The organism is Streptomyces venezuelae, from assembly GCF_008642295.1.
GTDB classification, from domain to species: Bacteria; Actinomycetota; Actinomycetes; order Streptomycetales; family Streptomycetaceae; genus Streptomyces; species Streptomyces venezuelae_C.
This window is the reverse complement of record NZ_CP029190.1, coordinates 3714167-3740074: the sequence shown is the minus strand read 5'-3', so window position 1 is coordinate 3740074 and position 25908 is coordinate 3714167. Positions and strand designations below refer to the sequence as shown.

Genomic DNA, 25908 nt, shown 5'->3' with positions numbered 1-25908 from the left:
GCTGCTGCGGTGTTGCGGTAGTGCTGTGTTGCGGTAGTGCTGTGTCGTTACTTCTTCTCGACCGCGTGGCCGCCGAACTGGTTGCGCAGCGCGGCGATCATCTTCATCTGCGGGGAGTCCTCCTGACGGGAGGCGAAACGGGCGAACAGCGAGGCCGTGATCGCGGGCAGCGGCACCGCGTTGTCGATCGCCGCCTCCACCGTCCACCGGCCCTCGCCGGAGTCCTGGGCGAAGCCCTTCAGCCCGTCCAGGTGCTCGTCCTCGTCCAGCGCGTTCACCGCCAGGTCCAGCAGCCAGGACCGGATGACCGTGCCCTCCTGCCAGGACCGGAACACCTCACGCACGTCGGTGACCGAGTCCACCTTCTCGAGCAGCTCCCAGCCCTCGGCGTAGGCCTGCATCATGGCGTACTCGATGCCGTTGTGGACCATCTTCGCGAAGTGGCCGGCGCCGACCTTTCCGGCGTGCACGGCACCGAAGTCGCCCTCCGGCTTCAGCGCGTCGAACACCGGCTGCACCCGGGCGACATGCTCGGCCTCGCCGCCGTACATCAGCGCGTAGCCGTTCTCCAGACCCCAGACGCCGCCCGAGACACCGCAGTCCACAAAGCCGATGCCCTTGGCGGCCAGCTCCGCGGCGTGCTTCTCGTCGTCCGTCCAGCGCGAGTTCCCGCCGTCCACGACGATGTCGCCCGGGGCCAGCAGCTCCGCCAGCTCGTCGATGGTGGACTGGGTGGCGGCACCGGCGGGCACCATGACCCACACCACCCGCGGGCCCTTCAGCTTGCCCACAAGTTCTTCCAGGCTGTGGACATCCGCGAGGTCCGGATTGCGGTCGAATCCGATGACGGTGTGGCCTGCGCGGCGGATGCGCTCGCGCATGTTGCCGCCCATCTTGCCGAGACCGACGAGACCGAGCTCCATCAGGTGAGTCCTTAAGGTGTGTGTCCAGTTTCGTACCCGCGTCCGAGCCTACGCCCGGACGCGGGTGCACACCTGTGGGGTCAGCCGGACAGCCGAACCGGCATGATCAGGTACTTGTAGGCCTCGTCCGCCTCCGCGTCCACCGCCGGGCGACCGCTGAGCAGCGCCGGCTTGGTGGAGGTGGTGAAGCTCAGCTGCGCGGCCGGGGAGTCGATCGCGCTCAGGCCGTCCAGCAGGAAGGTCGGGTTGAAGGCGATCGAGATGTCGTCGCCCTCCAGCTTCGCGTCCACACGCTCCACAGCCTGTGCATCGTCGGAGGAACCGGCCTCCAGGATCAGCACGCCCTGCTCGAAGCTCAGCCGCACCGGCGTGTTCCGCTCGGCGACCAGGGCCACGCGCTTGACGGCCTCGACGAACGGGGCGGTCTCGATGACGGCGACGGAGTTGAACTCGGTCGGGAACAGCGTGCGGTACTTGGGCAGGTCGCCTTCGAGCAGGCGGGTGGTGGTCCGCCGGCCGGCGCCCTCGAAACCGATCAGGCCCTCGCCCTTGCCGGAGCCGGACAGCGCCAGCGTCACGGTGTCGCCGCTGGTCAGCGACTTGGCGGTGTCGAGGAGGGTCTTGGCCGGGACCAGGGCCACCGCGGAGGCGTCAGGGTTCTCCGGCTTCCACAGGAACTCGCGGACCGCGAAGCGGTAGCGGTCGGTGGAGGCCAGCGTGACCCGGTCGCCCTCGATCTCGATGCGCACACCGGTCAGCACGGGCAGGGTGTCGTCGCGGCCGGCGGCGATGGCCACCTGGGCGGCGGCGGAGGCGAAGACCTCGCCGGGCACGGTGCCGGTCGCGGTCGGCATCTGCGGCAGGGCCGGGTACTCCTCCACAGGCAGGGTGTGGAGGGTGAACCGGGAGGAGCCGCAGACCACGGTCGCCCGTACACCGTCTGTGGAAATCTCGACCGGGCGGTTGGGGAGGGCGCGGCAGATGTCGGCGAGCAGCCGGCCGGAGACCAGGACGGTGCCGTCCTCCTCGACGTCCGCCTCGACGGAGACACGGGCCGAGACCTCGTAGTCGAAGCCGGAGAGGCTGAGCATGCCCTCCTCGGCCTTCAGGAGAAGGCCCGCGAGAACGGGCACCGGCGGCCGGGCCGGGAGGCTACGGGCCGCCCACGCCACCGCCTCCGCGAGTACATCGCGCTCCACCCGGATCTTCACCGGAAACCGCCTCCTGCTGTTGCTGGCTCTCGTCGTCGGCTCAGTGCCGGGGTCCAGTCTGACGTACGGCGCCGACAGTCGGTGCGGCTGGCCGTCAAGTCGGGAGCGAGGTGTCGGGGAGGCCGTCCGACGAGTTGTGCACAGGACCTGCTTGAAAACCGAATCCGGCCTAACTGTCCATGGGAGTAGTAGTAGGGCCTGTGGAAACGGTGGATAACCCGGTTCTCGCAGGTCAAGGCCGGTTTTTTGTCCACCGGGCCTGTGGGCGGAGGCGGTGGACAACACGGCATGTCTGTGGAGAACAAAAACTTCTGCACAGGCCGTCCCCAGACCTGCCCGCACAGTCCACAGCTGTGTCCCCAGGTTTCCCCCACTACTCCACAGCCCAAACGTCGACAGTGGTGTGACGGCTTTCACTCGGGGCGGTGAGGGTGACGGTGGGGTTGCCGAACAGTGGACAAGGATGTGGACGACAGGCGACAACCTGTGCACAGGAGCCCGGTGCCTGTGGGTTGCCTGGGGACAGCGGGGTGGACAGCCCTGTGGATGAAATGATCGTCCACAGCCTGTGGATTGCTTGATTCAACAATTCCACAGCCTCATGACCTGCTCTGATGGTCCCTCAATCCAGGGGCCTGTGGACAGATTGTGGGTGACGGATCCAGTCCCCAGGCTGTGGACGGCAGAAACTTGTGGAATCTGTGGACAAGTTGGGCCGACGGGGGCGTATTCGAACAGGTCAGGGGCGTGCGGCCATTCGGGTGCGCCCTGGGGCGGGACTGAACGCGCCCCCCTGAGCCGGCCCGGGGTGTTTCAGGACCGTCCCGGAACGCGGTCCCGGAACGCGGTCCCGGAACGCGTTCCCGGAACGCGTTCCCGGAACGCTCCGGGAACGCCGAAGGGCGCCCCCGGAGCGTTCCGGGAGCGCCCTGGGAAGGCGTGGCGTCAGCCGTTCTTGATGCGGTTGGTGAGCTCGGTGACCTGGTTGTAGATGGAGCGCCGCTCCGCCATCAGCGCACGGATCTTGCGGTCCGCGTGCATCACGGTGGTGTGGTCACGGCCGCCGAACTGCGCACCGATCTTCGGCAGCGACAGGTCGGTCAGCTCCCGGCACAGGTACATGGCGATCTGCCGGGCGGTCACCAGGACCCGGCTCCGCGAGGAGCCGCACAGGTCGTCCACGGTCAGGCCGAAGTAGTCCGCGGTGGCCGCCATGATGTCCGCCGCGGTGATCTCGGGAGCGGTGTCCTCACCGCCGGGGATCAGGTTCTTCAGCACGTCCTCGGTCAGCCCCAGGTCGACGGGCTGCCGGTTGAGGCTGGCGAAGGCGGTCACGCGGATCAGCGCCCCCTCGAGCTCGCGGATGTTGCGCGAGATACGGGAGGCGATGAACTCCAGGACCTCCGGCGGGGCGTTGAGCTGCTCCTGCACGGCCTTCTTGCGGAGGATCGCGATCCGGGTCTCCAGCTCGGGCGGCTGGACGTCGGTGATCAGACCCCACTCGAAGCGGTTGCGGAGCCGGTCCTCCAGGGTCACCAGCTGCTTGGGCGGCCGGTCGGAGGACAGCACGATCTGCTTGTTCGCGTTGTGGAGCGTGTTGAAGGTGTGGAAGAACTCCTCCTGGGTCGACTCCTTGCTCGCGAGGAACTGGATGTCGTCGACCAGCAGGATGTCCATCTCGCGGTACCGCTTGCGGAAGGCGTCGCCCTTGCCGTCGCGGATGGAGTTGATGAACTCGTTGGTGAACTCCTCGGAGCTCACGTACCGCACCCGGGTGCCCGGGTAGAGGCTCCGTGCGTAGTGCCCGATGGCGTGCAGCAGGTGCGTCTTGCCGAGGCCGGACTCGCCGTAGATGAAGAGCGGGTTGTAGGCCTTTGCAGGGGCCTCGGCGACGGCGACCGCGGCGGCGTGCGCGAAGCGGTTGGAGGCGCCGATCACGAAGGTGTCGAACAGGTACTTGGGGTTCAGCCGGGCCGTCGGTTCCGGCGGGCCGGAGGAGGAACCGCCGGAGGGCGCCGGGGGCGCGGCGGGTCCGGCCCGGCCGGGCGGGGGCAGCGGGGCGGGCTGCTCGTAGGACGGGGGTTCGTACGAGGGCTGCTCGTACGCGGGCTCGTACCCGGAGTCCGGCTGCTGGAGGTAGCCGGGCTGCGGGGAGGCGTACGGGTCGCGCTCGGGGAACCCGCCGAGGCGGGGCTGCTGCCAGCCGGGCCAGGCGCCGGGCTCGGGGCGGGGCTGCTGGTAGTCCGGGTAGGCGGGCCGGGCGGTGGGCAGCTGGTCGGAGTACGGGCCGCGCTGGTCGCCGTACTGCTCCCGCTGGTCGGAGTACTGCTCCCGCTGCGGGGCGGCCGGCGGGGCCGGGGGCACCGGTTCGCCGGCCGAGTCGTCGACGGTGATCGCGATCCGGATGGGCCGGCCGCATTCCCGGCTGAGGGTGTCACTGATCAGCGGGGCGAGGCGGCCCTCCAGGACCCGCTTGCCCCATTCGTTCGGGACGGCGAGCAGTGCGGTGTCGGCGACCAGGGCCAGGGGCTGGCAGCGTTCGATCCACTGCTTGTCCTTGGGCTCGATGCCTTGCTGACCCTCCCCGAGGAGCTTCTCGAGTACGCGTGGCCACACTGCGGCAAGATCGGCAGGTACGTCAGCCACAGAGCACGCTCTCTCACAGGTCCCACGAATGTGTGGTTCTTTGGGACGGTCGGGACAAAAAAATCCGGGGTCAGGCAACGGTAGTCAGCCTGACGGGTAGGGTTCAAGTCGTTGTCCACAGCCTGTGCACAGTGCGGCCCCGCCCCGGGGCGGTCACAGCTCGGTTTGACCGGATGGCGTAGCCCCGCGTACCGTAACGAGGTCGAGTTGTCGATGGCTGCTGCCGCCTGCCTACCGATGGGCGAAGATCACTGATTGTGATCGTTTAGCGGTGTCCACTCGGGCGATCACGCGAAATTCCTCGTGGGCGCACGGTGACAGCCAGGCGATGTCACGCCACAACGATTCATTCTCTGGAGCCCCCGAGTGAGCAAGCGCACCTTCCAGCCGAACAACCGTCGTCGCGCCAAGACCCACGGCTTCCGTCTGCGGATGCGTACCCGTGCCGGTCGCGCGATCCTCGCCGCCCGCCGTGGCAAGGGCCGCGCCTCCCTGTCCGCCTGATCGCACAGGGCATGACGTCGTGCTGTCTCCCGAACATCGGCTGAGGCGGCGCGAGGACTTCGCGAACGCGGTACGCCGAGGCCGCCGGGCAGGACGCCCGCTCCTCGTCGTTCACCTACGTACCAGCGGTGCAACGGACCCGCACGAGTCGGGGGGGATCGCTCCCTCGACACGTGCGGGTTTCGTCGTCAGCAAGGCCGTGGGCGGAGCCGTGGTCCGTAACCGGGTGAAGCGCAGACTGCGGCACCTGATGCGGGACCGGCTGTCCACGCTGCCCGCCGGTAGCCTGGTGGTGGTACGGGCGCTGCCCGGAGCGGGTGACGCCGGCGCTGAGGATTTGGCCCGGGACCTGGATGCCGCTTTCACGCGGCTGCTGGGAGGCGTGGCTCGATGAAGTACCCGCTGCTCGCTTTGATCAAGCTGTACCAGTGGACGATCAGTCCGCTGCTCGGGCCGGTGTGCCGCTACTACCCCTCGTGTTCGCACTACGGGTACACGGCCATCGACCGGCATGGTGCGGTGAAGGGGACTGCTCTGACCGCCTGGCGGATCCTGCGGTGCAATCCGTGGTCCCCGGGAGGTGTGGATCACGTCCCACCCCGTAAACGCCCGCGTTGGCACGAGCAGCTGCGCAGTGCGTTGCGTAGACCTCGCAATGCTCAAGGAGCCTGATTAGTGGACACGATTGCCAGTCTGTTCAGCTTTATCACCTACCCCGTCTCGTGGATCATCGTCCAGTTCCACTCGCTGTACGGAGCGGTCTTCGGGGCGGACAGTGGATGGGCCTGGGGCCTGTCCATCGTGTCCCTGGTGGTCCTCATCCGTATCGCCCTGATCCCGCTCTTTGTGAAGCAGATCAAGGCGACGCGGGGCATGCAGGCGCTCCAGCCTCGGATGAAGGCGATCCAGGAGCGCTACAAGAACGACAAGCAGCGTCAGTCCGAAGAGATGATGAAGCTGTACAAGGAGACGGGTACCAACCCGCTCTCCTCGTGCCTTCCCATCCTGGCGCAGTCGCCCTTCTTCTTTGCGCTGTACCACGTGCTGGCGAACATCGCCAACGGCAAGACCATCGGTGCGATGGACCAGCAGCTGGTCGACAGCGCCCGTGAGGCCAAGATCTTCGGCGCGCCGATCGCGGCCAAGTTCATGGACAGCCCGGAGAAGGTCGAGGCGCTGGGCGCCTCGCTGACCGACGTCCGGATCGTGACCGCGTTCATGATCATCCTGATGTCGCTGTCGCAGTTCTACACCCAGCGCCAGCTGATGCAGAAGAACGTCGACCTCACGGTCAAGACGCCGTTCATGCAGCAGCAGAAGATGCTGATGTACATCTTCCCGGTGATCTTCGCGGTCATGGGTATCAACTTCCCCGTCGGTGTCCTCGTCTACTGGCTGACCACCAACGTCTGGACCATGGGTCAGCAGATGTACGTGATCAACCAGAACCCGACGCCGGGCAGCAAGGCGCAGGACCAGTACCTGACGCGACTGCTCAAGCACGTGACCTCGCATGGCGAGGTCAAGAGCCGGGGCAAGAAGAAGGTCGTCGCGGCGATCGTGGCCAAGGGCCCGGACCGCAATGACAACGAGCGCAAGTTCATCACCGCGCTGACGAAGCAGGGTCTGGCCGCGCAGGCGGACGGTTCTGTGATCAAGAGCGTCGAGGCCACGGCGGACTCCGATGCGGCGAGCGGCGGTGCCGCGAAGCGGCAGCAGCCGAAGCGGCAGTCGAAGTCGCAGCGCCAGGCCCCCGGCAAGCCCTCGTCCAAGAAGTAAGAAGCCCCCGAGAAGCAAGAAGGAGTCGTCCCGTGACGGAAGGCACCACCTCCGCCGCAGCCGCTGAGGGTGGCGACACCCTGACCCGCCTGGAGCAGGAGGGTGAGATCGCGGCCGACTACCTCGAGGGCCTGCTCGACATCGCCGACCTGGACGGCGACATCGACATGGATGTCGAGGCCGACCGTGCGGCTGTGTCGATCATCAGCGACTCGGCCAGCCGTGATCTGCAGAAGCTCGTGGGCCGTGACGGTGAGGTCCTGGAGGCTCTTCAGGAGCTGACGCGCCTGGCCGTGCACCGGGAGACCGGCGACCGCAGCCGGCTGATGCTGGACATCGCCGGCTTCCGGGCGAAGAAGCGCGAGGAGCTGGCGGCACTGGGCGCCAAGGCCGCCGAGGACGTGAAGGCCTCGGGCGAGCCGCTGAAGCTGGCTCCGATGACCCCGTTCGAGCGGAAGGTCGTCCACGACGCCGTGGCGGCTGCGGGTCTGCGCAGTGAGTCCGAGGGCGAGGAGCCGCAGCGCTTCGTCGTTGTCCTTCCGGCCTGACCGGAAGTATGAGTGTTCGGCCCCGTCTGTGTCGCAGACGGGGCCGAAGTTTGTCAGCCTGATAGATCAGAGTGCGGTACGGAAGGACGGGTCCCCGTGACCGAGGCAGCAGCGGCGCTTCCCCCGGCGCCGGAAGAGGCGCGGGCGGTATTCGGTGAGCATTTCCCGGAGGCTGTTCGGTACGCGGAACTGTTGGCGGACGCGGGCGTCAAGCGAGGGCTGATCGGGCCCCGCGAGGTGCCCCGGCTGTGGGAGCGGCACCTGCTGAACTGTGCGGTGCTGGCGGAAGCGGTGCCCGAGGGCGTCACCGTGTGCGATGTGGGCTCGGGGGCAGGGCTTCCGGGTATTCCGCTGGCGCTGGTCCGGCCGGATCTCAAGATCACTCTGCTCGAGCCCCTGCTGCGGCGCACCACCTTCCTCCAGGAGGTCGTGGAGCTGCTGGGCCTGGACCATGTGACGGTGGTGCGCGGTCGGGCCGAGGAGATGCTGGGCAAGCTCCAGCCGGTGCATGTGGTGACCGCGCGTGCGGTGGCCCCGTTGGACCGGCTGGCGGGCTGGGGTGTTCCGCTGCTGCGTCCCTACGGGGAGATGCTGGCTCTCAAGGGCGATACCGCCGATGAGGAGCTGGTGGCGGCCAAGACCGCGCTGGCGAAGCTCGGTGTGGTGAAGACCTCGGTGCTGCACGTCGGTGAGGGTGTGGTGGACCCGATGTCCACCCTGGTGAGGGTCGAGGTCGGGGAGAGCCCCGGTGGAGTGCGGTTCGCTGCCAAGCGGGCGAAGGCTGCCCGGACGGGCCGGACCCGTCGACGCCGCTGATGGTCGGTTGATCCCTGTAGGTATGGATTTCGGAGTGTCGTAGCGGGGTGAAGGCCCCGCCCGTGCATCGTGTTTCACGTGAAACGTCGCTCCCTGCTGCACGGAATCATCAGCCGCGGTCGTGCGGCTGCGTCCCCCCGCCACCGTCAGGAAACGGGGGCCCCCGATCCGGTGGAACCGTTGTCCACAATGGTGGATTCATCCACAGGAGTACGGGCCCCGCTGGTTCGCGACCCCGAAGGCATGGCAGGCTCTGTTCATCGCGAGCCTGATGTCGAGGAGAGTGAATCCGTGCGGTCAGACGCCAACCTCGCGGGGCCGATGGCCGAACCGGTCCCCGGCCCCCGCACCGAAGCGGCGGGCGAGGATGTTTCACGTGAAACACCGCCGCCACCTTTGGTGGACAACGACACCCCGATCGGCCGTGCCGCCCAGCTGGCCGTAGAGGCCCTGGGCCGGGCGGGCGAGGGCCTGCCCAGGCCGGAGCAGACCCGAGTCATGGTGGTTGCCAACCAGAAGGGCGGCGTGGGCAAGACCACCACGACCGTGAACCTGGCGGCCTCGCTGGCGCTGCACGGGGCCAGGGTCCTGGTGATCGACCTCGATCCGCAGGGCAATGCGTCCACGGCCCTGGGTATCGACCACCATGCCGAGGTGCCCTCCATCTACGAGGTTCTGGTGGAGAGCCGGCCGCTGCTGGAGGTGGTCCAGCCCGTTCCCGACGTGGAGGGCCTCTTCTGTGCGCCGGCCACCATCGATCTCGCGGGTGCGGAGATCGAGCTGGTATCGCTGGTGGCCCGGGAGAGCCGGCTTCAGCGGGCGATCCAGGCGTACCAGCAGCCGCTGGACTACATCCTCATCGACTGCCCGCCCTCGCTGGGACTCCTGACCGTCAACGCCCTGGTGGCCGGTGCGGAAGTGCTGATCCCCATCCAGTGCGAGTACTACGCGCTGGAGGGCCTGGGCCAGCTACTGCGCAATGTCGACCTGGTGCGGGCCCATCTCAACCCGTCCCTGCATGTCTCGACCATCCTGTTGACGATGTACGACGGCAGGACGCGGCTGGCTTCGCAGGTGGCGGACGAGGTGCGCAGCCACTTCGGGAGCGAGGTGCTCCGGACAAGCATCCCGCGGTCGGTGCGCATCTCGGAGGCTCCGAGTTACGGTCAGACGGTTCTGACCTACGATCCGGGATCCAGCGGATCCCTCTCCTATCTGGAGGCGGCGCGGGAGATTGCGCTGAGAGGTACGAACAACATGCAGAATGCCGTGGAGGGGATCCAGTGAGTGAGCGACGTAGGGGTCTGGGGCGGGGGCTCGGTGCGCTGATCCCCGCGGCGCCGCAGGAGAAGCCCGGGCCGGCCGTGGGAGCGGGTGGTTCCCTCTCTCCTTCGGCGGTGCCGGTTCTGACGGCAGAGCGTGGTGTTGCGGCGGCGAAGCTGGCTTCGCTGGCGCAGGCCGATGTTTCACGTGAAACAACGGAGCCGTCGGCCGCGGTGGAGCCGGAGCCGACGGACATGGTGGCCGGAGCGACGTTCGCGGAGCTTCCGATCGACGCGATCACGCCGAACCCGCGGCAGCCGCGGGAGGTTTTCGACGAGGACGCACTGGCGGAGCTGGTGACCTCCATCCAGGAGGTGGGACTGCTTCAGCCGGTGGTGGTGCGGCAGTCCGGCCAGGACCGCTATGAGCTCATCATGGGTGAGCGCCGCTGGCGGGCGTGCCGGGAGGCCGGTCTGGAGCGGATCCCGGCGATCATCCGGGCCACGGACGACGAGAAGCTGCTGCTGGACGCCCTGCTGGAGAACCTCCACCGGGCCCAGCTGAACCCGCTGGAAGAGGCCGCGGCCTATGACCAGCTGCTGCGGGACTTCAGCTGTACGCACGACCAGCTGGCGGACCGGATCGGGCGCTCGCGTCCGCAGGTGTCGAACACGCTGCGGCTGCTGAAGCTGTCGCCGCCGGTACAGCGGCGGGTGGCGGCCGGTGTGCTGTCGGCGGGGCACGCGAGGGCCTTGCTGTCGGTGGTCGACACCGAGGTACAGGACCGGCTGGCACACCGGATCGTGGCCGAGGGGCTGTCGGTGCGGGCGGTCGAGGAGATCGTCACCCTGATGGGGTCGGAGCCTTCGAGCCCGGTCAAGCCGAAGGGGCCGCGGGCCGGTGCCCGGGTTTCGCCGGCGTTGAACGAGCTGGCTTCGCGATTGTCGGACCGGTTCGAGACGCGGGTGAAGGTCGATCTGGGCCAGAAGAAGGGAAAGATCACCGTCGAGTTCGCCTCGATGGAGGATCTTGAGCGGATCCTGGGGACGCTGGCGCCGGGCGAGGGCCGGGTCCTGGACCAGGGCGCTTCGGGGGAGTAGTTCCCCGGGCGAAGGGCGGGCTGTGCCGGTGGCTGACCGGTGCGGCCCGCCCTTTGCCCTTATACGATGCGGTCATGGGTCGTCGGCTGGTACCTCTCACGCTGGACAACCTGCAGGATCTGCCCAGGCGTTGCCGGTCCTGCGTGTTCTGGGAGCTCGATCCCGTCAGCGGTGAGGCGGCGGTGAAGGCGGGTACTCCGGAACTCGAGAAGGAGGCCTGGATCTCCGCGGTGCTCCTGGAGTGGGGGTCCTGCGGCCGGGTGGTCTATGTGGACGATGTCCCGGTGGGCTTCGTTCTGTTCGCGCCGCCGGCCTATGTGCCGCGGTCCACGGCGTTTCCGACCAGCCCGGTCTCCCCTGATGCGGTGCAGCTGATCACCGGGTGGATCATGCCGGGCTATCAGGGCCAGGGGCTGGGCCGGGTGATGGTGCAGACGGTCGCGAAGGACCTGCTGCGGCGGGGGTTCCGGGCGATCGAGGCGTTCGGGGATGCGCGCTGGGAACGGCCGGGCTGTCTGTTGCCGGCGGATCATCTGCTGGCAGTCGGCTTCAAGACGGTGCGTCCCCATCCCGTGCATCCGAGGCTGCGGCTGGAGCTGCGGTCGACGCTGTCGTGGAAGGAAGACGTGGAGTTGGCCTTGGACCGGTTGCTGGGTGCGGCCCGCAAGGAGCCGGCCCTGCGTCCCCTGTGACCACACGCGGACGGGGCCGCCCCCGTGAGGAGGCGGCCCCGTCCTGCTGCGCTTGGCCGGGTGGTACCTGCCGTCAGCTGACGAAGTCGGCGAGGTCGCGCAGGATGGCGGCCTTGGGCTTGGCACCGACGATGGTCTTGGCGACCTCGCCGTTCTGGTAGACGTTCAGGGTCGGGATGGACATGACGCCGTACTTCGCGGCCGTCTCCGGGTTCTCGTCGATGTTCAGCTTGACGATCTCGATCTGGTCGCCGTACTCGGCGGCGATGGCCTCAAGAGACGGAGCGATCTGGCGGCAGGGGCCGCACCAGGCAGCCCAGAAGTCCACCAGGACGGGCTTGTCACTGCGCAGAACCTCGGCGTCGAAGTCCTTGTCGGTGACGTTCTTCAGGGTGCCGGCCACAGCGGCCTCCTTCTTTTCCTGCGGGGTGTGGGGTGTGAGGGGGGTGGGTCAGGGGTGGTTCAGACGGCCGCGGCGGCCTTGTCCGCGTCCGTCAGGGCGGCCAGGAAGCGCTCGGCGTCGAGGGCGGCGGAGCAGCCGGTGCCGGCGGCGGTGATGGCCTGGCGGTAGGTGTGGTCGACGACGTCGCCGGCACCGAACACGCCCGGGAGGTTGGTGCGGGTCGAGGGGGCCTCGACCTTGAGGTAGCCCTCCTCGTCCAGTTCCAGCTGCCCCTTGAAGAGCTCGGTGCGCGGGTCGTGGCCCACGGCGATGAACAGGCCGGTGACGGCCAGCTCGGAGGTCTCGCCCGTCTTGGTGTTGCGCAGGGTGAGGCTCGAGAGCTTGCTGTCCCCGTGGATCGCGGCGACCTCGCTGTCCCAGGCGAACTTGATCTTCGGGTCGGCGAAGGCGCGGTCCTGCATCGCCTTGGAGGCGCGCAGGCTGTCACGGCGGTGGACGATGGTGACCGACTTCGCGAACCGCGAGAGGAAGGTGGCCTCCTCCATCGCGGTGTCGCCGCCGCCGACGACGGCGATGTCCTGGTCCTTGAAGAAGAACCCGTCGCAGGTCGCGCACCAGGAGACGCCACGGCCGGAGAGGGCGTCCTCGTTGGGCAGACCCAGCTTGCGGTGCTGCGAACCGGTGGTCACGATGACGGCCTTGGCACGGTGGACCGTGCCGGCGGTGTCGGTGACGGTCTTGATCTCGCCGGCGAGGTCCACGGAGACGACGTCGTCCGGGACCAGCTCGGCACCGAAGCGCTCGGCCTGGGCGCGCATGTTGTCCATCAGGTCCGGGCCCATGATGCCGTCACGGAAGCCGGGGAAGTTCTCGACCTCGGTGGTGTTCATCAGGGCGCCACCTGCGGTGACAGCACCCTCGAAGACCAGGGGCTTGAGCGAAGCGCGTGCGGTGTACAGGGCGGCGGTGTAACCGGCCGGCCCGGAGCCGATGATGATCACGTTACGGACGTCGCTCACGGGTACTTTCCTCGTCTCTACGGACTGCCTGCTGCCTACCGGGGGCCGGTGCGGACTCTCACCCCACCCAACGGATCCTACGGCGCGTGCATTCCCGAGTTGTCCCCGTGACCGCCTTCAGGTGTTACGGGCGCGGGTAGGTCTCCGTGAGCAGGGGCTTGCCGGTGGCCGTTGCGGGGTTGTTTTCGCAGGCGGTGTCGACGACGACGGCATCGACTCTGGCGGGGTCGCCCGGGTGGGGGAGAACCAGCAGATAGACCTCGGTGCCCTGGAAAGTCCCCCGTTCGGAGGCAAGAGGGGCCTCGGTGCGGCCGGTGGCGGCCTGGACGCACTGCGGTACGGCTTGGGCACTGCGGCCTTCCGGGGCCACGAGGCCCGGCTCGGGGCTGGTGCCGTCCAGTCCGTAGGGGGTTTTCTCGCCGTTCTCAGCCCGTGTCTTTCCTGCTGCCTCACCGGTCAGGAGCAGCCGGACGCTGTTCTGGAGGCCCTCTGCGGTGAAGGAGCCGGCAGCCTGCTGGGACTGGTCGGCCGCGGCGCTGGGAGCCTGCTTGGTCGCGGCGTCGTGGCTCGTCTCACCGGAGGGGAAGCCGCCGGTGAGGTAGATGCCGAACACGCAGGCTGCGGCTGCGGCCAGGGCGCCGAGTGCGGCCATCCGGCGGCGGGCCCGGCTGCGGCCGGGACCGGTGGCGCCGCCGGGGCGTCCGGCCGGGGCGGTGGGCGATGTCGATGTTTCACGTGAAACCCGGCGCGGGGCGGGCGGGCCGGGTTCGGGCTGAGGCCGGGTGGCCGGGGGCGCGGTCCGGTCGAGGAGGGCCTCGGCGGCGAGGGCGGCGTCGATCCGGCCGGCGATGTCGGCGGGCATCCGGGCGGGCCCGGGGAGCGTGCCGAGCAGCCCGCGGATCTCCTCCAGGGAAGCGCGTACGTCCGCGCACAGCGCGCAGTCGTCGAGATGCCGGCGGACCTGCGCCGAGCGGGTCGGGGAGAGCAGGCCCTCGGCGAGGTCGGAGATCTCCGAGACGTCCGGGTGCCGGATCGTTCCGGGCGCGCCGGTTGTGGGGCTCACGTTCGTCCACCTCCGCCCTTCACAGCATTGGGGTCCCTGCGTTCTGCTGCCGGTGGGACGGGAGTCCCCTGCGACCGGTTCCTTCCCCGCTCGGCGACGGGGTTATCCCCGTGATCGCCGCGCAGATGAGTGAGCATCGGAACGAGTTTTGCCCGGCCACGGGCGCAGCGGCTCTTGATGGTGCCGGCCGGCACCTCGAGGATCCTGGCGGCTTCGGCGACGGGGTACCCCTGCATGTCGACGAGTACGAGGGCGGCCCGCTGATCGGCGGGAAGGGTGGCCAGGGCGGCCAGGAGCTGCCGGTGGAGGTCCTGGCGTTCGGCGGGTGCCTCGGCGGACTCGTGGGGCTCCAGGAGGCGCTCCAGGCGCTCGGTGTCGTCCAGGGGCGCGGTGCGGCGGGTGGCGGCCTTCCGGGCCCGGTCCAGGCAGGCGTTGACGGTGATGCGGTGGAGCCAGGTGGTGACGGCGGAGTCCCCGCGGAAGGTGTGGGCGGCCCGGTAGGCGGAGACCAGGGCGTCCTGAACGGCGTCGGCGGCTTCCTCCCGGTCGCCGAGGGTGCGGAGGGCGACGGCCCAGAGCCGGTCCCGATGGCGGCGTACCAGCTCACCGAAGGCATCGGGGTCCCCGGCGACATGCCGTGCCAGGAGGTCCTGGTCGCTGTCGCCGGGTGTGGCGTCGTCCAAAGGTGAGCCCCTCCCCTGCTGTCGGTCAGCCCGAGAACTTCAGCCCGAGAACTTCACGTCCGTGATGGCCTGCTTGTATCCGGCCTGGCTGTACTCGTATGCCGGGGCATACGGCGCGGCGGTCAGCCAGAGCACCACGTAGCGGGTCTTCACCGGGTCCTTGGCGGTCAGGCTCATGGTGCCGTCCGAGGTGGTGCCGGTGACGATTTTCTTCATCTTGCCGAGCGGTGTTGAGGAGGACGCGCTGTCCGCTGCGTAGAGCGTGATTTCGGTGTGGTCACCGGTGAACTTCAGCCCTATCGAAGCGGACTTGACCTCCTGCTCGGAGCCGAGGTCGAAGATCAGGCCGACTCCGCCCTTGTAGGACGTGAGGTCCGGGCCGTCGTTGAAGGCCTTGGTCCGCCAGTACGTCGACGGGTTTCCGTCGTAGCTGTGGTCGACTCCGTCGATGTTCTGCGGATTGCCGTCGGGGTAGTACTCCTGGGCGTTCTTGACGGCGAGCGGGACGGACTCCTTCTTCGGTGGCGCCTCATCGTCGTTGTCGGTGGTGGGCGGCTGGTTCTGGGTGGTGTTGGAGCCACCCTGGCCACCGTGGTCGATCAGGGTGTCGGCGAGCTGCCAGCTGCCCAGGCCGAGGGCAGCGATGAGCAGCGCGGCGACACCCCACTTGAGTGCCCGGCCGGTGCGGCTCTGCAGCGGCGGCGGTGGGGACACGGGCATCGCCGTGGTGGCGGCCCCGGGCCTGGGCGTGCCGTAACTGCCCTGCTGGTAGGTGGTGTGCTGGTACTCGGGCGGGGCCGTGAACGTCGGCTCAGGGGGCCGGATGCGGGGCATCGCGGCGACTGCCTTGGCCAGTTCCTCGGGGGTGGTGAAGGCGGGTTCCTGCCGGGAGGCGGTGGCCCCGTCGTTGGCGAGGGCGCGCATGGCGAGCTCGCCCAGTCCGCGGTGGACGCCGGCCCGGACCTGGTCGGGGGCGATCAGGCCGACACCCTTGGGCAGGCCGCTGAGGCCGTAGGCGTCGGTCTCGTAGGGCCAGCGTTGGGTGAGGGCGGCGTACAGCAGTGCGCCGATCCCCTCGGTGTCGGTGCGCTGCGGGCTGTCGCTGGTGATGCCGCGCAGGGCGGCGTTCACGGCGAGGCCGCGGATGCGGTACTGGCCGGTGGAGGTCCGCAGTATGGCCCCGGGGGTGAGGCGCAGATGGGCCAGGCCTTCCCGGTGCGCAGCGGCCATGGCCTGGGATACCTGGGTGACCAGCTGGTAGGCCTCGTGGGGCTCCATCGGGCCGGTGGCGAGCACAGCGGTCAGCTCGGTGGCGTCGGGCAGCCATTCGTGGACCACATAGACGAGGTCGTTCTCCTCGACGGCGTCGAGGACCTGGACGAACCGGGGGTCGCCGAGGAGGGCGGAGGAGCGGGCGGCGGCCAGGACCGAACGGGCCCGGGGGTGGTCGGCGGGCAGCAGGTGCACACCCACGGCGCGGCGGAGCTTTTCGTCCATCGCACGCCAGCTGCTGAATCCGTCCAGACGGGTGACGCACTCCTCGAGCCGGTAGCGTCTGGCCAGCTTGTGGCCGCTGTGGAGTTCGGGCGCGGCCGTGGTTGCGGCTGCCTTCCGGTCACCGTCCGGTTCGGGCATGGGCTTGTCCGCGGCTTGTCGGGTGTCCTGGGTTTCCACCCCGTCGGCCGTGGCCTTGGCCGCCTGAGCGGCCGGCGGCTCGTCGCCGCTGTTGTCGGCCACGTCGACGGCAGCCGTGCTACGTTCCGCCACCGTCGTTCCTGCCTCCCCATCCGTTACGCGCTGTCGGTCAGTCTGCGAAGCCATGCCAATTGTGCCCACAGTCCGACGCTATGCACGACACACGATGGGGGCCGATGGTTGTGCGCATCAGCGCCCCAAACGTCCGCGCACCATTCCGACCATGGCGTTGAGTTCCTCGATCCGCATGCGCTTGGCGGCGATGAGGAAGACGGCTGCAAGGGCGATCGTGCCGGCCACGAGCGCGGCCAGGGAACCGGTGACTCCGCTGCCGAGGTAGTGGGTGATGGCCCAGGCGGCGGCACCGGCGACCAGGGCGGCCGGAATGCAGGCCCCGATGAGGCGGGTGTAGGTGCGCATGACGTGGGCGCCGTCCAGGTCGCCGCCCAGCCGGGCCTTCAGACGGCGCCAGGCGACACCGACGCCGACGGCGTAGCCGAGGCCGTAGGCGGCGGCCATACCGACGACGGCCCAGCGGGCCGGCAGCACGAAGAACGCCGCGGCGGAGACGGCGGCGTTGACGCCGGCCACGATGACGGTGTTGTAGAACGGCGTCCGGGTGTCTTCGTAGGCGTAGAAGCCGCGCAGGACGACGTACTGCACGGAGTACGGGATGAGGCCGAGGCCGAAGGCCATCAGGACGTAACCGATGTTCTGCGCACCGGCGCCGGAGCCCGCGTACAGCAGGGTGGCCATGGGCACGCCGAGGGCGAGGAAGGCGAAGGCACAGGGCACGATCGCGACGGCCGAGGTGCGCAGCCCGTAGGAGATGTCGTCGCGGACGGCCGCGGCGTCCCCGTCGTGGGCCGAGCGGGAGATGCGGGGGAGGACGGCCGTCATCACCGAGACGGTGATGATCGCCTGCGGCATCTGCCAGAGCAGCAGCGCGTAGTTGTAGGCGGTGATACCGGTACCGGCGTGGCCCTGCTTCTCGGCGACCGAACCGGCCCAGGTGGCGAGCTGGGTGACCACCACGAGACCGACCTGGTTGGCGAGGACGAAGAAGAACGTCCACTTGGCCAGCCGGGCGGCCTTGCCGAGGCCGTGGCCCTTCCAGTCGAAGCGCAGTCGCGGGCTGAAGCCGGCGTCACGCAGGTAGGGCAGCATCGCCAGGGCCTGGACGGTGAGGCCCAGCAGGGTGCCGATGCCCAGCAGGCGGACACCGTCGGCAGTGACGGTGGAAGCGTTGACCCCGGAGGTGGTGAACCCGCCGAAGGCCCAGATGAAGGCGCCGAAGGTGGTGATGACCACGATGTTGTTGAGGACGGGGGTCCACATCATCGCGCCGAACCGGCCGCGGGCGTTGAGGATCTGGCCGAGGACCACGTGGATGCCCATGAAGAACATGGTGGGCAGGCAGTAGCGGGCGAAGGCGACGGCCACCTCCATCTGCTTCGGGTCGGAGGCGATCTTCGGGGACATCATGGTGATGAACAGCGGCGCGGCCAGCACGCAGACGGTGGTGACGCCGGCCAGCAGGACCACCACGAGGGTGAGGAGCCGGTTGGCGTAGGCCGTTCCGCCGTCGCTGTCGTTCTTCATGGCCCGCACCAGCTGCGGGATGAACACGGCGTTGAGGGCGCCACCGCCGACCAGCACGTAGATCATCGTCGGCAGGGTGTTGGCGACCTGGTAGGTGTCGTTGAAGGTGCCGACGCCGATCGCCGCGGCGATCACCAGGGTGCGCAGGAAGCCGGTGATACGGGAGACGATCGTGCCGGCGGCCATCAGCGCACTGGACTTGAGCAGGCTTGCGGCCCGTCCGGCGGGCTTGGCAGGCGCCGGGGCGGCGACCGGGGCCTCCTCGGCAGTGGGCCGGGGGGTGGCCTGCTGGTCGCGGTACAGGTGGGCGAAGGCGTCCGGCTCGGGCTCCTCCTCGGCGGCCGTGGTGACGAGGGAGTCCACGCCGACGAACTGGGTGGTGGCCGCCTGGTCCCCGTACGGCATGTGCCGGGACGGGCCGTCCGGCTCGGGCGGCGGGGTCTGCGCCCACACCCGCGGGTCGGGGGCGTACGAGGGCGCCGACGGAGCCGCGTACAGCGGGCCGGGTTCCTGGTAGGTGCCGGGCGGCGGCGGGGGGTGGGCGGCCCGGTCGTAGAGGGCCTCGGTCACAGGGTCCTGTGCGGACAGGTCCTGCGACCGGTACGGGTCGTAGGCGTAGGCATCATGGACATACGGGTCGCGGTCCGGCGCGTGGGCAGGCGGAGGCACCTGCCCGGCCACCGGGGTGCCCGGAGCAGTGCCCTGGCCGGGCGCTTGCCCGCCGGTGCCCTGCGCACGGTCACCGTCGTACGGCGCGTTCATCGAAACCCCACCTCATCGTCCCCAGGCCGACCGGCCACGGCATCGCTCAACGGTCCACTGTCTCACCCGGGCCGGACGTGCTGCCGCTTTGCGGTCCGGTGTCCGTGCTCTCGTCACTCGGCTGCGTGCTCTCCTCGGCGGCGGCACGGGCCGCGACCCGCTTGCGGGCGGCGTACATCTTGATGCCCGCCAGGACCAGGAGGAGCACACCACCGGCGATGACGAGCATCACCGTGGAGGTGATCTCGGTGGCCTCGACTGTGAACTTCTGCTCCTTGCCGTAGGGCACGCCGTCCTTGGTGTAGAGCTGCGCGGTGACCTCGACGGGGCCGCTCGCCGTGGCCTTGGCGGTGAACTTCACGGTCTGGCTGTGCCCGCCCTGGACGGACACCTCCTGCTGGGCCTGGCCGCCCTCTCCCTCGAACGCCAGCCGGGTCGGGTTGGCGGACTTCAGCCGCAGCACCAGCCCCTGTACGTCCTGGACCAGGCCGTTCTGCACGGTGACCGGGATGGTGGCGCTGTGCCCGGAAAGGGTGGCGTCGGACTTGCGGACCAGCCGGACCTTGTCGGTCAGCCCGTTGAGGTACTGCTGCACCCCGTCCCGGTACAGCCGGGCCTCCTGGGGATGGCCGCGCCAGGAGGTGGACATCTCCCGGTTGATCGTGTTGCCGAACGGGATGGTGACCCGGTCGGGGGCGCTGAGGATCACCTTGAAGTGGTCGAGGGTGTTCTGCGTGGTGCGGATCTTCTCGAAGGCGGCCTGCGGGAGCTCCGACTTCCGCAGCATCTCCGGGTACTGGCCGGCGCCCGGGACCTGGGTGGCGGCCCCCGGGTCGGGCTTGGCCTTGGCGGCGGCCTCCAGGTCCAGCGGCTGGGTCCAGCGCCCGGCCTGCAGGCCGCGCAGCGCGGCGGCCATGGTCTGCACCTGGCTGGAGGTGGGCATCCGCTGCGGGGCGACCACGAAGCTGCGCTGGGCATCGGTGGGCTGGAGGTTCAGGGCGAGGCTCTGGGCCAGGAACTCCTGGACCGCGAGGGTGGAGGTCCCGGCGGTCAGCATGTCGCCCTGGAAGGCGGTGGACAGCCGTGCATCGGCAACGACGGCCGTGGCGCCGGCCCCGATGGGGCGGGCCGCCGAGGGCGTGTAGCCGAGGCTTCCGGTCTCCTGCAGGCTGTCGCTGCGGGTCAGCACGTTGTGGGCGCCGGCCGAGGTGGCCACATTGACGATCGACGGATCGATGGCCCCTTCGACGGGCCAGGAGAAGTCGGTGGACGGGGTGACGTGCAGGACGGTGTCGACGGCCTGGGCGGCCTTGTCGGTGGCGGGCTGCAGCTGGCCGAGGCTGCCCGAGACGTCCTTCCCGCGGTGGGCGAGGGAGGCGATGTCCGGGTCGCCGAAGGGCAGGGCGACGACCTTCTTGCCCTGTACGGCGGCTTCCAGGGAGTTCAGCCACCGCTCGGCGACGGCCTTGTTCTTGCCCTGGACAACCCTTCCGTCCGGGGTGCGCACCCGGTAGCCCTTGGTCATCGCATCGACCGTGTACAGCAGGTCGGGGTCGATGACCCAGGTGACCGGCAGTTCCCGGCCGAGGGAGACCATCTGCCCCAGACGGCCGGTCTCCGCCAGATCGGCGGCCAGATCGTCGTTCAGGAAGATCGGGGTCTGGGTCTCGTCGGGCAGGGTCTCGGCGGTCAGGTGGGTGGTGGAGATCAGCGGCCAGAGATAGGTGAGCTGAGAGCGCTTGGCGGCTGCCTCCGGCTGCCAGGGCAGGAAGGTCCGCTCGATTCCGAGGACCTGCTCGGCCGGCCGGCTACCGGTTCCTCCGGACACGGAGACGCCGAGCTGGTAGACCCCGTCCTTGTCCAGTGCCAGCTTGTTGACCGGGACCTTGAGGGTGAACTCCTGCCCGACCTTCGAGGGCAGGGCGGGAATCTTGACCGCATAGGCCTGGTCGATCTCCGCGGGATCGACCCCGGGCCGGAATCGGGTCTGCTCGGAGACGCTGTCGATGGCATCCCGGTTTTCCAGCGGCGGTCCCACTCGCAGACCCACATGGGCGTCCGTGATCGTCTCCGCGCCCGTGTTGGTCACGGTGCCGGTGATCGTGAGGGTGTCGCCCTTCACCGGGGCGGCGGGCGCCAGCGAGAACAATTGCACATCGACGGTCCCATTGCCGTTCTCGACCGCCGAGGCCTCGGGCGCCGGGGCGTAGACCAGGCCGGCGAGCACCGGAGTGCCTGCGAGCAGCACGACCGCACGCCGCAGCCACCGGCGCCGGACAGGAGCCGGGGCCGGCCCGTTGATGTCTCCCGTGTCTGCCCCATCGGCCACGCGCTTCGCCCGTCCCTCGGTGTGTCAGTGGTCGTCGTTTGTGCGTCCACGCATGGTAACGAGGCCCGCTGTGCCCGAGTGCCGCGGACTGCTCCACATGATCGTGGCCACCGGACGGCGGTACGGCCTCGAGGCGTCCCGTAAACGGTGAAGCTCCTCGCGGGCGGGGCACGTACCCTTTTCTGTTGTGCCGAACGCCAATGAAGACAACCCCAGCGCCCTGAGCCAGGTGCAGCACCGCGCAGTGAACGAACTGCTGCGGGTCGCCCCCGTCGCCGACGAGCTCGGACGCCGCTTCCAGGAAGCGGGCTTCCGCCTCGCCCTGGTCGGCGGCTCCGTCCGCGACGCGCTGCTCGGGCGCCTCGGCAACGATCTGGACTTCACCACCGATGCCCGCCCCGAGGACGTCCTGAAGATCGTCCGCCCCTGGGCGGACTCGGTCTGGGACGTCGGTATCGCCTTCGGCACCATCGGCTGCCAGAAGGAGGCCCGGGTCGGTGACACCGACCGGAGCTTCCAGATCGAGGTGACCACCTACCGGTCGGAAGCCTACGACCGGACCTCGCGCAAGCCCGAGGTGTCCTACGGCGACTCCATCGAGGAAGACCTGGTCCGCCGTGACTTCACGGTCAATGCGATGGCCCTGGCACTGCCCGAGCAGGAGTTCATCGACCCGCACGGCGGTCTGGAAGACCTGGCGGCACGGATCCTGCGGACCCCGGGCACCCCGGAGGACTCCTTCTCGGACGATCCGCTGCGCATGATGCGGGCTGCCCGGTTCGCCGCCCAGCTCGATTTCGAGGTGGCACCCGAGGTCATTGCGGCCATGGAGTCCATGTACGACCGCATCGAGATCGTCTCGGCCGAGCGGATCCAGGCCGAGCTGAACAAGCTGCTGCTCGCCGCCCACCCCCGCAAGGGCCTCGGCCTGCTCGTGGACACCGGGCTGGCCGACCGGGTGCTGCCCGAGCTGCCGGCCCTGCGGCTGGAGCGCGACGAACACCACCGCCACAAGGACGTCTACGACCACTCGCTGATCGTGCTCGAGCAGGCGATCGACCTTGAGGAGGACGGCCCCGACCTGGTGCTGCGGCTGGCCGCCCTGCTGCACGACATCGGGAAGCCGCGCACCCGCCGGTTCGAGGTGGACGGCCGGGTCTCCTTCCACCACCACGAGGTGGTGGGCGCCAAGATGACCCGGAAGCGGCTGACCGCGCTGAAGTACTCCAACGAGATGATCAAGGATGTTTCCCGTCTCGTGGAGCTGCACCTGCGCTTCCACGGCTACGGCACCGGCGAGTGGACCGACTCCGCCGTGCGGCGCTACGTCCGTGACGCGGGCCCGCTGCTGAGCCGGCTGCACAAGCTGACCCGGTCCGACTGCACCACCCGCAACAAGCGCAAGGCCAATGCGCTCTCCCGGGCCTACGACGGCCTGGAGGACCGGATCGCCCAGCTGCAGGAGCAGGAGGAGCTGGACGCGATCCGGCCCGACCTGGACGGGAACCAGATCATGGAGGTGCTCGGCATCGGTCCCGGCCCCGTGATCGGCAAGGCCTACGCCTTCCTGCTGGAGCTGCGGCTGGAGAACGGGCCGATGGCGCGGGACGCCGCCGTCACTGCGCTCAAGGAGTGGTGGGCGGCCCAGGGCTGATCCCGGTGCGGCGATGTTTCACGTGAAACATCCCGCGCCGAGGGCGGGCGATGTTTGGTGGGCAATGTTTCACGTGAAACGTCGCCCGCGGCGTGCCAGCCCCACCGCGGTCGCGGCGTAGAGGACGGCCACGCACACGATCAGCGTCACGGACTTGCCGTCGGCCGGCAGGATCAGCGCTGCCGCCGCGGCGGCCGTGACGAAGGCGACGTTGAACAGCACGTCGTAGAGGGAGAAGACCCGCCCGCGGAAGTCGTCGTCCACCCGGGACTGGACCTCCGTATCGGTGGCGATCTTGGCGCCTTGGGTGGCCAGGCCCAGGACGAAGGCGGCGGCCAGCATCGGCCCCGGGGCGAAGAACAGTCCCAGAGCCGGTACCAGGACCGCGGCGCTTCCGGCGCAGGCGGTGATGCAGCCCCGGGTGCCGAGCCGGCCCACCAGCCACGGCGTGATCACGGCAGCCGTGAAAAAGCCCGCCCCCGAGGCGCCGACCGCCAGCCCCAGCAGGGCGAGACCGTCCGACTCCCGGTCCGCCCAGGCGTACCGGCAGAGCATCAGCACCATCACCGTGAGCGCGCCGTAGCAGAACCGCATCGAGGTCATGGCCGCCAGCGCCTGGGCCGCAGGCCGGCGCTCCGACAGGTGCCGTAGCCCCGCGGCCATCCCCCGTACGGTCAGAGCGATCCCCTCGAGCGGAGTGGGATGCCGGTGCGCCGGGTCGTGGTCGGGGCCGAGCAGGGCGATGGGCAGCCGCAGCGAGGCCAGGGCGGCACACAGGTAGAGGCCGGCGCCCAGCAGCACCACCACGGCATTGGACTCGGCGGCCAGCAGGCGGACCAGGAAGGCCAGCCCCCCGCCGGCGGTTGCCGCCAGGGTGCCCGCGGTGGGAGACAGCGCATTGGCGATGACCAGCTGCTCGGGACCGACCACCCGGGGCAGGGAGGCGGACAGCCCCGCCAGGACGAAACGGTTGACGGCGGTGACCGAGAGGGCAGAGGCGTAGAACAGCCAGTCCGGCACCTGCGCCACGATCAGTATCCCGGTGACACAGGCCAGGAGGGCGCGGAGCAGATTGCCGTAGAGGAAGACCTGGCGGCGGCGCCACCGGTCCAGCAGGACCCCGGCGAACGGGCCGATCGCCGAGTAGGGGAGCAGCAGGACCGCCATGGTGGAGGCAATGGCGGTGGCCGAGGTCTGCTTCTCGGGGGAGAACACCACATAGGTGGCGAGGGCCACCTGGTAGACGCCGTCGGCCGCCTGGGACAGCAGTCGTACGGCAAGCAGCTTCCGGAAGTCCCTCAGGCGCAGCAGCACGCGCAGATCCCGTACGACAGCCATGAGGGCTAGGGTCACATACGCGGAGGGTCCCCGGGCATATTGCCCGGGGACCCTCCGCGGAAGAGAAGGCGAACCCTTGGCTCGCCTCGTCTGTCGTGCTTAGCGCTCGACCTCGCCCTTGATGAACTTCTCGACGTTGGCCAGGGCCTCGTCGTCGAAGTACTGGACCGGCGGGGACTTCATGAAGTAGCTGGACGCCGAGAGGATCGGGCCGCCGATGCCGCGGTCCTTGGCGATCTTCGCGGCGCGCAGGGCGTCGATGATGACACCCGCGGAGTTCGGGGAGTCCCAGACCTCGAGCTTGTACTCCAGGTTCAGCGGAACGTCACCGAAGGCGCGGCCCTCGAGGCGGACGTAGGCCCACTTGCGGTCGTCGAGCCACGCGACGTAGTCGGACGGGCCGATGTGGACGTTCTTCTCGCCGAGCTCACGGTCGGGGATCTGCGATGTGACGGCCTGGGTCTTGGAGATCTTCTTCGACTCCAGGCGGTCGCGCTCCAGCATGTTCTTGAAGTCCATGTTGCCGCCGACGTTGAGCTGCATGGTGCGCTCAAGACGGACACCGCGGTCCTCGAACAGCTTGGCCATCACGCGGTGCGTGATGGTTGCGCCGACCTGGGACTTGATGTCGTCGCCGACGATCGGGACACCGGCCTCGGTGAACTTGTCCGCCCACTCCTTGGTGCCGGCGATGAAGACCGGGAGGGCGTTGACGAACGCGACCTTGGCGTCGATGGCGCACTGCGCGTAGAACTTCGCGGCGTCCTCGGAACCGACGGGCAGGTAGCAGACCAGAACGTCGACCTGCTTGTCCTTCAGGACCTGGACCACGTCGACCGGGGCCTCGGAGGACTCCTCGATGGTCATCCGGTAGTACTTGCCCAGGCCGTCGTAGGTGTGGCCGCGCTGCACGGTCACGCCCTTGCGCGGGACGTCGCAGATCTTGATGGTGTTGTTCTCGCTGGCGCCGATGGCGTCCGAGAGGTCGAGGCCGACCTTCTTCGCGTCGACATCGAAGGCCGCGACGAACTCGACGTCACGCACGTGGTAGTCGCCGAACTGCACGTGCATCAGACCCGGGACCTTGGTGGCCGGGTCGGCGTCCTTGTAGTACTCGACGCCCTGCACCAGCGAGGCGGCGCAGTTGCCCACGCCGACGATGGCTACGCGAACCGAACCCATTCCGGTTGCTCCCTGTTTGTTCTCGGACGAGGCCTGCGAGCTGCAGGGCCTCATTTTTCGGTTTCGTCGGACGGACCGGGACGTCTCTGGTCCCGTCCCGCCCGCTCACTCTCAATCAGCTCGTTCAGCCAGCGGACTTCGCGCTCGACGGACTCCATGCCGTGCCGTTGCAGCTCCAGCGTGTAGTCGTCGACGCGTTCCCGGGTGCGGGCGAGCGAGGCGCGCATCTTCTCGAGGCGCTCCTCCAGCCGGCTGCGGCGGCCCTCCAGGACCCGCATCCGCACCTCCCGCTCGGTCTGGCCGAAGAAGGCGAAGCGGGCGGCGAAGGACTCGTCCTCCCAGGTCTCCGGCCCGGTGTGGGAAAGGAGCTCCTCGAAGTGTTCCTTGCCTGCCGCCGTCAACCGGTAGACGATCTTGGCCCGCCGCCCTGCGAGTGAAGCGGCAAGGGCGTCCTCCGGAGCATTGCCCGGTTCTTCGATCAACCAGCCGTTGGCGACCAGCGTCTTGAGGCAGGGGTAGAGCGTCCCGTAGCTGAATGCCCGGAAGACCCCCAGCGAGGTGTTGAGCCGCTTGCGCAGTTCATACCCGTGCATGGGGGATTCGCGGAGCAGGCCGAGGACGGCGAACTCGAGGATGCCCGAGCGTCGACTCATCCGCCAGCTCCCTCCCCCACCTCATGGTCCCGTATGTCATGTC

23 protein-coding genes are annotated in these 25908 nt (G+C 69.1%); 10 read left to right on the top strand and 13 right to left on the bottom strand.

All coding sequences use genetic code 11. The features are described from left to right. Positions 1–47 precede the first annotated feature (47 nt). From gnd to dnaA, 3 genes are all read right to left on the bottom strand, one after another. Positions 48–923 (bottom strand): phosphogluconate dehydrogenase (NAD(+)-dependent, decarboxylating), encoded by an 876-nt coding sequence (gene gnd / locus DEJ50_RS16495; protein WP_150208753.1) that lies wholly within the window; start codon positions 921–923, stop codon positions 48–50. An 80-nt stretch (positions 924–1003) separates the two neighbouring features. After that, positions 1004–2134 carry a DNA polymerase III subunit beta gene (gene dnaN, locus DEJ50_RS16490; RefSeq protein ID WP_150208752.1) on the bottom strand — a complete coding sequence of 377 codons (1131 nt, stop codon included), beginning with the start codon at positions 2132–2134 and terminating at the stop codon, positions 1004–1006. Positions 2135–3079: 945 nt separating this feature from the next. Then, positions 3080–4750 carry a chromosomal replication initiator protein DnaA gene (dnaA, locus tag DEJ50_RS16480; RefSeq protein ID WP_411757681.1) on the bottom strand — a complete coding sequence of 557 codons (1671 nt, stop codon included), beginning with the start codon at positions 4748–4750 and terminating at the stop codon, positions 3080–3082. Between the two features lie 396 nt (positions 4751–5146). Here dnaA and rpmH point away from each other — a divergent pair, with 396 nt between their 5' ends. From rpmH to DEJ50_RS16435, 9 genes are all read left to right on the top strand, one after another. Continuing rightward, on the top strand, positions 5147–5284 hold the full coding sequence (gene rpmH / locus DEJ50_RS16475) for a 50S ribosomal protein L34 (RefSeq protein WP_030059672.1): 138 nt from the start codon (positions 5147–5149) through the stop codon (positions 5282–5284). Between the two features lie 19 nt (positions 5285–5303). Further along, on the top strand, positions 5304–5678 hold the full coding sequence (gene rnpA, locus DEJ50_RS16470) for a ribonuclease P protein component (protein ID WP_150208750.1): 375 nt from the start codon (positions 5304–5306) through the stop codon (positions 5676–5678). Beyond that, a complete protein-coding gene (gene yidD / locus DEJ50_RS16465) occupies positions 5675–5956 on the top strand; it encodes a membrane protein insertion efficiency factor YidD (RefSeq protein ID WP_150208749.1) in 282 nt (93 codons plus the stop codon). Before rnpA ends, yidD begins: the two co-directional genes overlap by 4 nt. Positions 5957–5959: 3 nt before the next feature. Further along, positions 5960–7063 carry a membrane protein insertase YidC gene (gene yidC, locus DEJ50_RS16460; protein ID WP_150208748.1) on the top strand — a complete coding sequence of 368 codons (1104 nt, stop codon included), beginning with the start codon at positions 5960–5962 and terminating at the stop codon, positions 7061–7063. A gap of 32 nt (positions 7064–7095) precedes the next feature. After that, positions 7096–7611, top strand: a complete 516-nt coding sequence (locus DEJ50_RS16455; RefSeq protein ID WP_150208747.1) for a protein jag — start codon at positions 7096–7098, stop codon at positions 7609–7611. Positions 7612–7707: 96 nt separating this feature from the next. Beyond that, entirely contained in the window at positions 7708–8427 is a 720-nt protein-coding gene (gene rsmG, locus DEJ50_RS16450) for a 16S rRNA (guanine(527)-N(7))-methyltransferase RsmG (RefSeq protein WP_150208746.1), read from the top strand. 243 nt (positions 8428–8670) lie between these two features. Continuing rightward, positions 8671–9714 (top strand): ParA family protein, encoded by a 1044-nt coding sequence (locus DEJ50_RS16445; protein ID WP_150208745.1) that lies wholly within the window; start codon positions 8671–8673, stop codon positions 9712–9714. Next, entirely contained in the window at positions 9711–10790 is a 1080-nt protein-coding gene (locus tag DEJ50_RS16440) for a ParB/RepB/Spo0J family partition protein (protein ID WP_150208744.1), read from the top strand. The genes DEJ50_RS16445 and DEJ50_RS16440 overlap by 4 nt, the downstream gene beginning before the upstream one ends. Positions 10791–10864: 74 nt before the next feature. Further along, positions 10865–11482: a GNAT family N-acetyltransferase gene (locus tag DEJ50_RS16435; protein ID WP_150208743.1), complete on the top strand. Its 618-nt coding sequence runs from the start codon at positions 10865–10867 to the stop codon at positions 11480–11482. A gap of 73 nt (positions 11483–11555) precedes the next feature. On the opposite strand, the gene trxA is transcribed toward DEJ50_RS16435, so the two are convergent. From trxA to DEJ50_RS16400, 7 genes are all read right to left on the bottom strand, one after another. Further along, positions 11556–11885 (bottom strand): thioredoxin, encoded by a 330-nt coding sequence (gene trxA, locus DEJ50_RS16430; protein WP_150208742.1) that lies wholly within the window; start codon positions 11883–11885, stop codon positions 11556–11558. A gap of 59 nt (positions 11886–11944) precedes the next feature. Further along, positions 11945–12904 (bottom strand): thioredoxin-disulfide reductase, encoded by a 960-nt coding sequence (trxB, locus tag DEJ50_RS16425; protein ID WP_150208741.1) that lies wholly within the window; start codon positions 12902–12904, stop codon positions 11945–11947. Between the two features lie 124 nt (positions 12905–13028). After that, positions 13029–13967, bottom strand: coding sequence for an anti-sigma factor family protein (locus DEJ50_RS16420; RefSeq protein ID WP_150208740.1), 939 nt, complete (start codon positions 13965–13967; stop codon positions 13029–13031). Continuing rightward, positions 13964–14650 (bottom strand): RNA polymerase sigma factor SigM, encoded by a 687-nt coding sequence (gene sigM, locus DEJ50_RS16415; RefSeq protein ID WP_150208739.1) that lies wholly within the window; start codon positions 14648–14650, stop codon positions 13964–13966. Before sigM ends, DEJ50_RS16420 begins: the two co-directional genes overlap by 4 nt. Positions 14651–14689: 39 nt before the next feature. Further along, a complete protein-coding gene (locus DEJ50_RS16410; RefSeq protein WP_150208738.1) occupies positions 14690–16417 on the bottom strand; it encodes a protein kinase family protein in 1728 nt (575 codons plus the stop codon). 117 nt (positions 16418–16534) lie between these two features. Next, positions 16535–18709 (bottom strand): murein biosynthesis integral membrane protein MurJ, encoded by a 2175-nt coding sequence (gene murJ / locus DEJ50_RS16405; protein ID WP_150208737.1) that lies wholly within the window; start codon positions 18707–18709, stop codon positions 16535–16537. Positions 18710–18755: 46 nt separating this feature from the next. Next, positions 18756–21038, bottom strand: a complete 2283-nt coding sequence (locus DEJ50_RS16400) for a DUF6049 family protein (protein ID WP_223837775.1) — start codon at positions 21036–21038, stop codon at positions 18756–18758. Between the two features lie 187 nt (positions 21039–21225). Between DEJ50_RS16400 and DEJ50_RS16395 the strand changes: the two genes are divergently transcribed. Continuing rightward, positions 21226–22692 (top strand): CCA tRNA nucleotidyltransferase, encoded by a 1467-nt coding sequence (locus DEJ50_RS16395; protein WP_150208736.1) that lies wholly within the window; start codon positions 21226–21228, stop codon positions 22690–22692. A 69-nt stretch (positions 22693–22761) separates the two neighbouring features. On the opposite strand, the gene DEJ50_RS16390 is transcribed toward DEJ50_RS16395, so the two are convergent. From DEJ50_RS16390 to DEJ50_RS16380, 3 genes are all read right to left on the bottom strand, one after another. Beyond that, positions 22762–24030, bottom strand: coding sequence for an MFS transporter (locus DEJ50_RS16390; protein ID WP_150208735.1), 1269 nt, complete (start codon positions 24028–24030; stop codon positions 22762–22764). 99 nt (positions 24031–24129) lie between these two features. Then, positions 24130–25212 (bottom strand): inositol-3-phosphate synthase, encoded by a 1083-nt coding sequence (locus tag DEJ50_RS16385; protein ID WP_150208734.1) that lies wholly within the window; start codon positions 25210–25212, stop codon positions 24130–24132. 50 nt (positions 25213–25262) lie between these two features. Further along, the gene (locus tag DEJ50_RS16380; RefSeq protein ID WP_150208733.1) at positions 25263–25865 is read right to left on the bottom strand and encodes a PadR family transcriptional regulator; all 603 of its coding nucleotides are present in this window, start codon (positions 25863–25865) and stop codon (positions 25263–25265) included. Positions 25866–25908: the final 43 nt, after the last annotated feature.